The sequence below is a fragment of the Candidatus Cloacimonadota bacterium genome (assembly GCA_021734245.1).
GTDB lineage: Bacteria > Cloacimonadota > Cloacimonadia > Cloacimonadales > TCS61 > B137-G9.
Genome location: JAIPJH010000090.1, coordinates 1 through 13292, shown reverse-complemented (window position 1 = coordinate 13292; position 13292 = coordinate 1). Strand labels below are relative to the sequence as shown.

General features: G+C 41.1%; 8 protein-coding genes. 5 read left to right on the top strand and 3 right to left on the bottom strand.

All coding sequences use genetic code 11. From position 1 onward, the window contains the following. Together msrA and K9N40_11375 are read left to right on the top strand one after the other, a co-directional pair. A partial coding sequence (gene msrA / locus K9N40_11380) for a peptide-methionine (S)-S-oxide reductase MsrA (GenBank protein MCF7815067.1) occupies positions 1 to 546 on the top strand: 546 nt, incomplete at its 5' end. A 10-nt stretch (positions 547 to 556) separates the two neighbouring features. Next, entirely contained in the window at positions 557 to 730 is a 174-nt protein-coding gene (locus tag K9N40_11375; GenBank protein MCF7815066.1) for a hypothetical protein, read from the top strand. A 192-nt stretch (positions 731 to 922) separates the two neighbouring features. Here K9N40_11375 and K9N40_11370 read toward each other — a convergent pair whose 3' ends face one another. Next, positions 923 to 1855: a mechanosensitive ion channel family protein gene (locus K9N40_11370; protein ID MCF7815065.1), complete on the bottom strand. Its 933-nt coding sequence runs from the start codon at positions 1853 to 1855 to the stop codon at positions 923 to 925. Positions 1856 to 2033: 178 nt separating this feature from the next. Here K9N40_11370 and K9N40_11365 point away from each other — a divergent pair, with 178 nt between their 5' ends. From K9N40_11365 to K9N40_11355, 3 genes are all read left to right on the top strand, one after another. After that, complete coding sequence (locus K9N40_11365) at positions 2034 to 2921, top strand: hypothetical protein (GenBank protein ID MCF7815064.1); 888 nt, start codon at positions 2034 to 2036, stop codon at positions 2919 to 2921. Between the two features lie 66 nt (positions 2922 to 2987). After that, entirely contained in the window at positions 2988 to 5921 is a 2934-nt protein-coding gene (locus K9N40_11360) for a hypothetical protein (GenBank protein ID MCF7815063.1), read from the top strand. Then, positions 5921 to 6919, top strand: a complete 999-nt coding sequence (locus K9N40_11355) for a PrsW family intramembrane metalloprotease (protein ID MCF7815062.1) — start codon at positions 5921 to 5923, stop codon at positions 6917 to 6919. Before K9N40_11360 ends, K9N40_11355 begins: the two co-directional genes overlap by 1 nt. Positions 6920 to 7064: 145 nt before the next feature. On the opposite strand, the gene K9N40_11350 is transcribed toward K9N40_11355, so the two are convergent. Both K9N40_11350 and K9N40_11345 read right to left on the bottom strand, forming a co-directional pair. Then, a complete protein-coding gene (locus tag K9N40_11350; protein ID MCF7815061.1) occupies positions 7065 to 10463 on the bottom strand; it encodes a T9SS type A sorting domain-containing protein in 3399 nt (1132 codons plus the stop codon). Positions 10464 to 10551: 88 nt separating this feature from the next. Next, on the bottom strand, positions 10552 to 13292 hold a 2741-nt coding region (locus tag K9N40_11345), incomplete at its 5' end, for a T9SS type A sorting domain-containing protein (GenBank protein ID MCF7815060.1).

Here is a 13292-nt window from a genome sequence, read left to right as displayed (position 1 = left end):
ACAGATAAAAACACCCGTCATTGCGTGAATTCCATCTCACTGCAATTTGAACCGGAAAAAATTAAACAGGAAAAAGCTTATTTTGCCGGCGGCTGTTTCTGGGGTGTGGAATATCATTTTCAGAAACTGGATGGCGTAATTTCCACTTCAGTTGGTTTTATGGGTGGAAATCTGCAAAATCCCGAATATTACGATGTGGTGCGCGGCGATACCGGTCATGCGGAAACAGCTGAAATAGTTTATGATCCCAGTAAAATAAGTTATGAAGAACTGGCTAAACTGTTCTTTGAAATCCATGACCCCACTCAGATCAATCGTCAGGGACCGGACATCGGACATCAATATCGATCGGCGATTTTCTACACTTCGGATCAACAGAACAAGACAGCCCGAAAACTGATAAAAATCCTGCAAGATAAAGGCTATGATGTGGCTACGGAACTAAAACCGGCCCCTAGATTCTATGAAGCGGAAGATTATCATCAGGATTATTATGACAAGAAAGGCAGCCTGCCTTACTGCCACATTTACAAGAAGATTTTTTGAGTGAAAGAAAATGGGAAAAACTAAAGATCACAAAAAGCTCTGCAAACTGGTCAAAAAGGATTATCACAAAACCAATCTGAAAGAATATTCTGAACTGGTGAAATATCCCCGCTACATCTGCCAGAAATGCGGACATGCTGCTGCTGAAGCGAAATCTTTGTGTAAACCGGCTAAACTGGAATAAAATTTTCTATCAATGTAAGAATTCCTCGCTGCTCTGCATCGGGGTTTTCCAAATTTTCTCCCCTGTTAAGGGGAGATCCGGCAGTTGCCGGAGAGGGGTAAAGAATGAAAATTCGATTTTCAGCTTGCTGAAATAAATTTATCGAAATACCCTTTGGCTCTGCCGAGGATAGTGAAATATAAGAATTTTCTGTTAACTCTCCAATTTCTGTTTTGCAGAATTGATATCCATTTTCAAGGGTTTTATTTTTTCTCCCCAATAAACGGTTGTATGTGGGAAGGGTATTTCGATATTATTTTCATCAAATGCCATTTTCAATCTTTTGCGATATTCTCGCCCTACACCCCATTGTTGAATGGGTTTGGTTTTGATGCGGGCTTTTATAACGAGAGCACTATCAGCAAACTTATCAAGACCGAAAACCTCAACTGGTTCTAAAATGAGTTTTCCAAAGTCAGGATCCTGTTTCAGTTCGTTTCCAACTTCCCTCATAATTTCCATTACTTTTTGCACATTTTCTTTGTAGGCAACACCAATATCTAACACAATTGCCGACCATTCTTTTGTCATATTGGAAAGATCATTGATCTTGCCATTTTGAAAAATATGAACCACGCCCGAAAAATCGCGCAGAGTAGTAGTTCGTAATTCAATCTTTTCTACCAATCCAGCTTTTCCATTGATAATCCCCACATCACCGGCTCGAATCTGATTTTCCAGAATTATGAAAAATCCCGAAATAAAATCTCTCACCAGTTCCTGCGCACCAAAACCGATAGCCAGACCCAGGATTCCCGCTCCTGCCAGAATCGGTGCAATATTGATCCCGATCTTGGGCATCAGGATCATCAAAAATATAGACCAGAGAATGATCCTGAATAATCCATGTATGATATTGATCAGAGTATTTATTCTTTTTGAAGCTTCATCGGTATCTACTTTTGTATCTTTTTCGGCTCGTGCCAGCATAAATTTGCTGATCTTTTTTAAAAAAAACCTGACCACCTTCAATGAGATCAGAAAAAGAATGACTGCTACAAAGGCTCCCGGCAGATCACTTGTTATCCAGTCTTTTGATTTCTGTATCAATTGCAGCCATAGTTCCGAATTAAAAAATTGTTTCATCGTTTATCCTCCCAATTCAAAAAAATAATTCTTGAGTTCATTTTCTAAATCTTCACCCAGATTGGCAAGGAATGAGATTAAAAAATGATTTATCTTTTCGGACTAACAGATTAAAAATAAACATTGACTGAACTTAGATGAGGATGCTTTTTGATCATAATAATATAAGGAGTTAGTTATGAAGAAAGGTTTAATTATAATTATCATAATCATTGTAGCAGCAGGCATCGTTTTCTTCTCATTATTCTGGCCTTTGGATAAGGCTGAAGATATGAAGGGAACAATCGGCGGTGTGGAAAAGGCAAAGAAGTTTCGCGGAGATCAGTTGGACGATTCAGACCTTCTGCTGGAAAATGATGATTTCGTTGCACTCACTCAAAGTGCCGAATGGCAGAATGCCATGAAAAATGAGGAAGTGGTCAAATTTATGCAAAGTGAAGAGTTCAGCAAATTTATAATATTAGCAACAGAATGGCAGAAAGCAGTTTACTATAGTCAGGGTTTACTCAAATTACATAATCATTTGGAAAATCAATCCGATCTCACTCCCGAAAAAGTTCGTTCTTTTTTAGCGAGTGATAACTTCCAGGCAATTGTTTTCTCCCAGGATGTGCAATTCTCAAAATTTTTTATGCAGGATTTTCAAAAGTTTGTAGTTCACTGGAATTTAGAAACAATACAGACAATACTTTTTTCAGCAGACATGAATCTCGTATCATCGGATGAAGCTCTGAAAAATCTTTATGAAAATGATACTTTTAAATCTGTATATAGCCAGGATTTTCAAAAATGGTTTTCACAAGATTTTCAAAACATCATGTTTGGTTCTCAGGATTTCCAGAATGCGATAAGATCACTCAGTCAGGATTTCCAGAAATTTGGTTTCCCAATGCAGGATTTTCAAAAATGGTTTTCACAAGACTTTCAAAATGTCTATTTGTCTCAGGATTTTCAAAAAGTATTTAGTTCACAAGAATTTAAAATACTATTCAATTCACAGGATATACAAAAAGTTTTCATGTCACAGGATTTTCAGAATTACCTGAAAAGTGGAGTGTTTATTTAAAGAATTTTATACTTATCAGGAATCGGCAATTGTCGATTCCTTTTTTTTTGATAATAAGGAGATATTTTGCTGAAACTGTTTACTCTACTGGTATTAATTTTTTTTCTCTGCTTATCGTTATCTTCTCAACAACTCTATAATCTGCAAACCGCTGATTTGAACCTGATCTATTATAGCAATGCTCATTCCTATATTATACCTCATCTTGCACGTAGTTATCTTAGAACTTGGGAGTATTATCAGGAATTCTGGAATTATAAACCATCGGAAGAATCGACGGTGTTTATCGAAGATTTCTCGGATTGGGCCAATGGCGGAGCTTCTGCAGTGCCGCGAAATTTCGTTTATATCAGTATGTCGCCCTATCTGTATGTGTTTGAAGTAGCTCCCGCCAATGAGAGAATGAGCCTTTTGATGCATCATGAGCTGACTCATATTACAGCGATGGATATGTCTTCCAATACAGATCGTTTCTGGCGGAAGTTCTTTGGCAGCAAGATCCAGCAGGTTGCCGAAAATCCACTTTCTTTGCTGTATGCTTATCTGGCAACTCCCCGCAAATTTGCACCTCGCTGGTATCATGAGGGAATTGCCGTAAGCATGGAAACCTGGATGTCAGGTGGAATTGGACGTTCATTGGGTTCGTATGATGAAATGGTGTTTCGCAGCATGGTGCGAGACACCACTTATATTTACGATCTGGTTGGTTTGGAAGCGGAAGGAACTGCCATAGATTTCCAGGTGGGAGCAAATTCCTATCTTTATGGAGCACGTTTCTACAGTTATCTGGGGCAGAAATACGGACCGCTGAAATTGAAAGAATGGGTAACCAGAGATGATAATTCCAAGGCATATTTTTCCAAACAATTTCAACATGTTCTTCAACGGAATTTGGTTGATGAATGGAATGACTGGATTTCTTTTGAACATGATTTTCAAGAGCAGAACCTGGAGAAAATTCGTCAAAATCCGGTCACAGAAATAAATCCAATAATGGAAGAAGCAATGGGCTCGGTTTCCCGCAGTTTTTATGATGCGGAAAAACATCTTTTATATACTGCTGTAAAATATCCCGGCGAAATTGCCCATATTCTGGAATTAAACGTAGATACCGGCAAGAAGAGAAAAATTTGTAATGTGAAAGCAGCTTTTACTTATTACACGACTTCTCTGGTCTGGGATCAGGCTGAAAACCGTCTTTTTTTTACTACCGACAATTATTATCGGCGAGATCTGAATGTGGTTGATATTGAAACCAGGAAAGTTACCAGGTTGATCACCGATTTGCGCGCAGGAGAATTAGCTTTGAATAAAGCTGACAGATCGCTCTGGGGAGTTCGTCATGAAAATGGGATATCGACAATAATTCGAATTGAATCTCCCTATACTGATTGGAAGGCTGTTTATGCCTTTCCTTATGGCTCCGATATGTATGATCTGGACATTTCTCCCGACGGTAATAAACTTACCGGAGCTATCACACGTATCGACGGTAACCAGCAGCTTGTGTGGGCTGATCTGGCAAAACTTCAAAATGGTGAAGCAGACTTTCAGCAGATTTTCGATTTTGACTACAGTTCTCCCGCTAATTTTGTCTTTTCATCAGATGGACGTTATCTCTTTGGAACATCCTATTATTCAGGAGTATCCAATGTTTATCGCTACGATTTTGCTATCGATGATATTTCGATAATTTCCAATTGTGAAACCGGTTTCTTCCGTCCCGTTCCTGTTAATGAAGATTCTTTGATCGTGTTCAATTACGTGGGAGGAAAAGGCTGGATTCCCGGCTGGATCGAAAATAAAGCTTTGGATAAAGTCGGTGCGATCGAATATCTTGGTCAGAGGGTGATCGATAAATTTCCTTACGTGAAAGATTGGAACGACGGATCTCCCGCAAAAATTGATCTGGAAAGCAGGCAAACTTATAAAGGAAATTACAAGCTTTTCAACAACATTCATCTGAACGGTGCATACCCTATTGTGGAAGGCTACAAAAACGAAACAGCATTTGGTTATCATCTGGTATGGCAGGACGCAATCGGATTTACAAACTTTGCCTTAAACGCTTCTTATTCACCCCAGAAATCACTTCCCGAAAAGGAAAGAATTCATCTCAAAGGTAAGCTTCGATACAAGAGTTTTTCGTTCAAAGCAGATTATAATCGAGCAGATTTTTACGATCTTTTTGGTCCTACAAAAGTTAGCCGCAAAGGTTACTCATTTGGTATCGCTTACAAAAAAAACCTGATCTATGACAAACCCCGGGAGTTAATTTTTACCTGCGATCTTACGGGATATGGTGATCTGGAAATCCTGCCGGATTATCAGAATGTAACTGCCGGTTATGATGAAATGTATATAGCTTCGGGTTTGCTGGAATACAGTTTTCTGCAAAAATCGCTGGGAGCGGTTGATGCTGAAAAAGGTTATCAATTTTCGGGAGAAATAGCTTCATCCTACGTGAATGAGGATTTTTATCCCAACATCATTTCTACAGCAGATTTCGGCATACCTTTCCTGATGCATCATTGTTCCATCTGGTTACGAAATTCAGCCGGTTACAATTTCAGTGATCTACAGAATTCTTTCGCCAATTTCTATTTTGGCGGTTTCGGCAATAACTGGGTCGATCATCAGGATGAGCAGCGTTATCGCCAATACTATTCATTTCCCGGTCTGGAAATCAACGAAGTAGGTGGAAAAAGCTTTGCCAAATCTATATTGGAACTGAATCTGCCGCCGCTTCGATTTCGTAAATTCGGTATTCCCGCTTTGTATGCACGCTGGCTGCGACCAGCTTTGTTTACCTCGATCCTTTCCACCAATGCTGCGGATACTGCTGAGAGAAATTTCTATTTTAATGCCGGAATGCAGTTTGATGTCAGGTTCATCACCCTGTCACTTCTCAAATCAACTTTATCCTTTGGCTATGCTGCCGCCTGGGATGAAGACTGGAATCGTTCTGAAGAACTGATGGTGAGCTTGAAACTGTTCTGATGCTGCGAATCTTTATCAGTCTTATACCGGTTTTTTCTTTTCTGGGAATGCTGGTCTTTCTGGATAATTACAAACTGCTCAAACTTTCTATAATTTCAAAAGCTATCGGTTTTGGTGTTTTTGTAGCTGTCATTTGCTATCTTATCAATGCCGGATCGCTGAACCTGGTTGGAGAGCGAGCTTTATCTTTGTATCTGGCTCCTGTTATCGAAGAATTCTGCAAAGCATTGCTGCCGTATTACTTGATCCGAAAAGGAAAAGTTGGATTTCTGGTGGATGCAGCGATCATCGGCTTTGCTGTAGGCAGTGGTTTTGCGCTTTTGGAAAATATTTATTATCTCTATCAACTGGAAAGCAGCAATATTATGCTCTGGATTTTCCGTGGGTTTGGAACAGCCATTATGCATGGAGGAAACACAGCTATCTTTGCTTTGATATCAGTTTATATAACCGGAAAACATAAACAGATCAAATTGTATTATTTTCTACCGGGTTTACTGGCAGCAATAATTATTCATTCTTTTTTCAATCATTTTTTCCTGTCACCGATGATCAATACTCTGCTGCAGGTTGTGGGATTGCCAATTTTGCTGATCGGACTTTTTTCTTACAGTGAAAAGGGTATGAAAAACTGGCTGCAAAGCGGTTTTGATTCCGATGTGAAAATGCTGGGATTTTTAAAAAGCGGTAATTTTTCTTCCACAAAACAAGGGCAATACTTAGCCGGATTTCGCAATGTTTTCAGCGGAGAAGTTGTGCTTGATCTGTTTTGCTATCTGCGAGTTTACCTGGAACTGGCCATCCGTGCCAAAGGAGTTTTGCTGCTGCGGGAAACAGGAATGAATTTGCCTGCAGATGAAGAGATCAAAGCGAAATTTGCTGAAATAAAATACCTGGAAAAAAGTATTGGAAAAGCTGGTATGACCGTTTTGAAACCGCTTCTGCATTCATCGCAAAAAGAACTCTGGCAGATCTATTTTCTGGCAGTGCAGGGATAAAGATAACCTTGCGAAGGTTTTTGGACTCCTGCTGGAACGACCTTCGCAAGGTTAGTAAAGCTTAAAATTAAACTTGAAAGCCAGAAGCTTCGAATTATCTGTTTATCCTATTTCATCAAGATTTGTCCTGTGAGATTCCGAAGGACTATTTAATAAGCAGCATCTTCTTGCTTTTATGATAATCTCCTGATTTCATTTTGTAGAAGTAAACTCCGCTTGCAACTGATTTGTTAGAATCATCTCTTCCCTTCCAGTTCTCAAGGTAAAATCCTGTTTCTCTAACTTCATTCACAAGAGTTTTTACCAACTGACCTCTGATATTGTAAACTTCTAGGGTCACATGGCCAGCTTCTTTGAGTGAGAAGGCAATATTTGTATCAGGATTGAAGGGATTCGGATAATTTCCTGAAAGTTCCGTGTTTATAACTGCAACAATATTCTCCGGTGACGCTACTAAAGGACCATTGTCGGTCAGTATCACATCATCAAGATACCACCAGTCAATATCGTATGACTCACCAGCAAAATAGAAACAAAACTGGAAAGTAGCAGATCCTACATCTACATTTGTAATATCAACAATCACCGTTGCGGGTGGAGTTGAACCGGTTGGAATAGTAGTCCAGACATCATTCCAGGTTGTACCATCCGTGGAAGTTGCCACACCAAGTGTATAACCACCTTCATAGTCATAGACGCGATGCTTGAATTCCAGAGTTAAGGTATTCATTCCAGAAGTATCCAGAGTATCTGAACACAGGCGTGATATTCCAGAAAATACTGGAATCCAATCCAGCCAGGCTTCCGGAGCTGCGCCACCGGCACGACTAGTTGCAGATGATGACCAGTTATTTTGTCCCAGATCAGCTATATGCCAGCCTTCGGGAGGAACAGTATTTGAGAAGTCTTCCCAGATCAAAAGACCATTATCAGCAATCAGAACGGAATTGGAAGTCATAATTGGACCATCACCGATCAGATTGTAGGGTACAATAGTGTAGCAATAGTTAGCGGTTATTGGAATTGTATCATCAATATAGGTTGTAACTGATCCTTCCAATTCAAAAACCATACTGTCACTGCGCACGATATGATAGCCCAGGATAGGCTCATTGAAAGGACCGCCGTGGAAACCAGTTGCAGGATTTTCCCAGGTGAGTGTTCCAGATAAAGTGTTTGGAGAAGTTTGCGCCAAGGCAAAGTTATCAACTGCAGCCGGTATATCTTCTCCAATCCACGGCTCTCCGTTAACCGGGATTCCTTCACCTTCACTATTATAACCAACTACTCGATATTCATTTAAACCAGACAAAGGAACAGCTGCATCAAGGTAAGAACCTGTTCCACCAATGGTTGGACTATTGTCCGTATAGATCAATAATGAATCTCTGTAAACCCGCATTTCCAGAAGTTCGGTCAGGGTTGTACCGCTGTAGTTCAAAGTCGGGCAGGTCCAGTCTATTTGTGTTTCCAAAGCTCCGTCGGGATCTGCTGCGAATGTTACATCGGTAGCTGCACCTGGGGAGGGAATGATTAGAGGTGTGTAATAGAAGCGTACATCAGGATAAATTGTTTTAGTCTCTGTTCCCCACCAGGGACCTGTAAGAGCATTGAATCCCCAACCTGTCTCGTTATCACTAAAATTTAAACGTGTTCGGTTCGGTGTACCTGACTCTGTACACCACCAGAGATCATTAAAGGAGTAATTCTCATTATCATTACGGATGATCATCATAACCAGATTTTCATAGTTCCCATAATAAAAGTCTTCATCCAAAGGAATCTCAAGCCAGTGATCTCCTGGTGCTACATCGATTGTTCCACTGAACACCTGCTCTAAATCTGCTCCCGGAATCCAACCTGCAGTCAGATCATCTTCCGGGGTTTCACCCAGCCAGATTTCCAGGTCACAGGCATCGGTCATGGTGCTGATTGTGGCAGCGTGGAAGGAAACTGTATTGATGATCATTCCTGTTTCCAGCCATTCCTGCAAATAGACTACTTCCACTATGCTATCCATAAACCATAAGTTGAGGGGAATATAAAAATCACCAACTTCTGTGTTTCCTACCTGAGCGATATCAATGCCAATTCCGACCTGATAAGAGGTAGTTGATGGACCCAATCCTATACTATTATAAGGAATTATAGAGTAAGCATAAATTCCGGGATCAACAATTGTAACATCCTGCCAGGTTGTAGTAGAACCAGCTAAACTGAAAAGTGTTCCGTCTGATCTTTCGATATTATATCCTGTAATTCCGGCAAAATATCCCCCATGAAATCCTGTGATTGGATTTGTCCAATCCAGTTGGGCAATCAGGTCTTCTGTACTAACATCTGTTAATGTGAAGTCTATAACAGCGTCTGGAATATCTTCTCCAATCCACACAGCTTCTCCTTCTGCAGGACTTTCACCTTCACTATTATAACCAACTACTTCATAAATATACACTCCTGCAGCTGTTACAAAATCTGAGCAGTTGCCGGCACCACCGATAATAGGATTTGAATCTGAATAAACAAGTATACCTTCACGGTAAACCCGCATTTCCAGAAGTTCGGTAAGAGGATCACCCCCAAAAGTTAAATCCGGGCAGGTCCAGCTAAGATCACAATTCAGTCCACCATTTCCATCAGGAGTAACGACTACATCAGCAGGAGCTGCAGGTGCACCTGGTTCGGCCAGTATATAAGGAATTGCCAGAGCTGCTACTTCTATCCCATCGGGGAAATCACCAATTAGGGTCATAGCAGCTGTATTTGTATCGATGCTGTACAAACCGGAAGGAGTTCCGTCACCAAAATAAGCAGCTGCATAAAGTACTCCGTCATTTTTATCGTAGGCCATGTCCTGGGCATAACAAAGTTGCGCCCCTGTTGAACCAAGTGAGGTTGCAATTCCTGTATCCAGAGCGATTAAATACAGATCAGCTGAAGCTTCTCCATCAACAGAAAGGCCATACATGTTCCCTGCATCATCACAGGCTATTCCTGCCATGGCGAAACCTATATTATGAGAACCTATCAGCATCGTTGCACCGGTTGTCCAATCAACAGTGTATAAATTAGAGCCGTCTGTTCCATACATAATTCCGGAATCATCAGTTTCTATACTATTTAAACCGATCGAGTCAGCTATATAGGTCATAGTGCCGGTAGCAGGATCAATGGTATATAAACCTCCGCCGTACTGAGTGCAGTACCAGGTCTCGGTTTCTGCCAACCAGCAGGCTCCAGCCATGAGATAGGGAGCTGTTGATGCCGCTAAAGAAGTAAGACCGGCCGGATCGTTCAAGATGAATGTAACTGGTCCTACAGGTATAATTGTGTTGGGATCATAAGCATTGAAAGCATAAACCCGGGAATCAGGGTCACGGTTTACATTAGAAAACACCATTTGTTCATGGTTAGATATTCCGCTCAGTTGTCGAGGTGCTAGCCCGTTAACATTTCGCATGATAGTTTTTTCAGCATTTTTCGCATTGAGCGTAATGCCGAGAATTAGAAAACTGACGATGAGAACCATAAATATTTTCTTCATAATTATTTCTCCAAAATATTTTAAAACAGTATGATATTCCTGCTTCAGAAGCAGAATTCCGGGGCAGCCGGAGCTGCCCCAAAAAGTTCTATTTCAGCAAAATCATCTTCTTCGTTGCCACAAAACTGCCACTTTTCATTTGGTAGAAATAAACTCCGCTGGAAACTGAAATATCTGAATTATTTTTACCATTCCAGACAACAGAATGTTGCCCGGCTGAAATTTGTTCATGCAGTAAAGTTTTGATCTTTTGTCCTTTTAAATTGTAAATATCAATCTGCGTTAAATTGTTTGAATTTGCGGTTGTGAAGCTGATCGTTGTTTCGGGGTTGAAGGGATTGGGATCATTTCCCGAAAGTTCCGTTACCAAAGGTAAGATATTACCTGAACCTGTTCCTTCATAAATAAAATCCACTATAACCATTTCGGATGTACCTTCATCATAAACTGCTTCCACGCCGGCCTGATAGTTTAGACCATTGATCAACAGTACATCATACAGCCATTCAAGTTCTGTTGTATTGCCTTGCAAAACATCGTCCAAATATACATTGTAACCTGTCAATTCACGATTATTAGTAGCTTTACCAACTGTATCTACTGCTGGTGAATCCCAGGTTACCAAGCCCAGAATAGAATCAACTGCAATATTCTCCGGAGGTAATATTAAAGGGCTATTGCCGGTAAGGATCACGTCATCAATCCACCAATATTTGAAGTAGGAATCACCATCAAAATAAAGGCATATCTGGAAGGTAGCTGAGCCAACGTCTGCGTTTGTAAAATCAACATTCACTGTTGTTGGTAGAATTGAACTGGTTGGAATTAGATTCCAGACATCATTCCAGGTTGTGCCATCAGTAGTAGTTGCCACACCAATTGTATATGGTAAACCAGTATCATAATGGCTCAGGCTATACTTGAATTCCAGAGCTAATTCATTCATGCTGGAAGTATCCAGAATATTTGAGCACATGCGTGATATTCCATAAAATTCTGGTGCCCAGCTAAACTTTAGTTCCGGAACAATGCCACCGGCAAAGTTAGTTGCAGATGAAGACCAGTTAGTCTGCCCCAGACCATCAATATACCAGCCTGTGGGGGGAACGCCATTTGAGAAGTCTTCCAAAATCAAAAGATCAGAATCAGCAATAAGAACTAAATTGGAAGTCATAACTAGACCATCACCAATCACATTGTAGGGTACAACAGAGTAGCAATAGTAGGCCGAGATTGGAATTGTGTCATCCAGATAAGATGTCGCTGATCCACCCAGTTCAAAAGTCATACCGTCATTACGCTCTATATGATATCCCAAGATCGGCTCATTGAACGGTCCGCCGTGCGAGCCTGTAGTAGGATTGTCCCAGGTGAGTGTTCCGGATAAAGCATCGGGAGACGTTTGCGTCAAGACAAGGTTATCAACTGCAGCCGGCATATCTTCACCAACCCATGGCCATCCATAAACCGGAAATCCTTCCCCGAAACTATTATAACCAATTACTTGATATTCAATTAAGCCGGGAACAGGAACAGCTGCATCGAGGTAAGAACCTGATCCACCCATAGTAGGGTTTGGGTCCGTATAGATCAATAATTCATCCCTATAAACCCGCATTTCCAGAAGCTCTGTCAGAATTGTACCACCGTTGTTCAAAATTGGGCAGGTCCAGTCAATTTGCGTTTCCAGGGCACCGCCGGCATCGGCTTCGAATGTTACATCGGTAGATTCATCGGGGGTTTGTGGGCCGCCCAGAGGTGTATAATCGAATCTTACATCGGGATAAAGAGATCTGATCTGATCACCATCCCAGGGACCCGTAAAAGCGTTGAATTCCCAACCGGTCGCGTTATTAGCAAAATCAACCCGACTTCTGGCTGGTGTTCCGGACTCTGTACACCACCACGCATCAGTATTTAAATAATCATCATCATCATTACTGATTATCAACATCACCAGGTTGTCTGAATTTTCATAAATATAGTCTACATCCAAAGGTAGCTCAACCCAGCTGTCACCAGGAGGTACAATAATTGAACCACTATATACCTGTTCCAGGTCAGTACCATCTATCCAACCAGCTGACAAGTCTGCTTCAGCCGTTAAACCCAGCCAGATTTCCAGATCACGGGGGCCGTTCATAACGCTGGTCATAGAAACATGGAAGGAGAGAGTATTGATAATCATTCCAACATCCAGCCATTCCTGCAGATAAACTACTTCTACCATGCTGTCCATGTGATTGAAAACTAGGGGTAATTGATGATTTAATTCCTCACCAATTCCCACCTGAATGATAGCAGAACCAATTGCAACTTCAGCAGAAGTAGTAGAGGGACCAGAGCCTGCGGCATTGTAAGGCGTTAGAGTATACGAATACATACCATTTTCAGTAATACTGTAATCCTGCCAGGAGGTAGTTGAGCCTACAAAATCAAAAACAGCTCCATCGGAACGCTCTATATCGTATCCCGTAATTCCTGCTAAATACCCGCCGTGCAAGCCTGTGGCGGGGTTTATCCAGTCAAGTTGAGCAATAAGCACATTTGTGCTAACATCAGTCAATACAAGATCGGTAACAGCATCCGGCATATCTTCACCAACCCAAAGTTCACCATTAACCGGGGTTCCTTCACCTTCATTATTATAACCAACTACCTGATATTCATATAAGCCAGAAGCAGGAACGGCTGCATCAAGGTAAGAACCCGTTCCGCCTAGGGTTGGATTAAAGTCAGTATATATTAAGATGTCATCTCTATAAACCCGCATTTCCAGAAGTTCAGTCAGGGTTGTACCGCCGTTGTTCAAGGTTGGGCAGGTCCAGT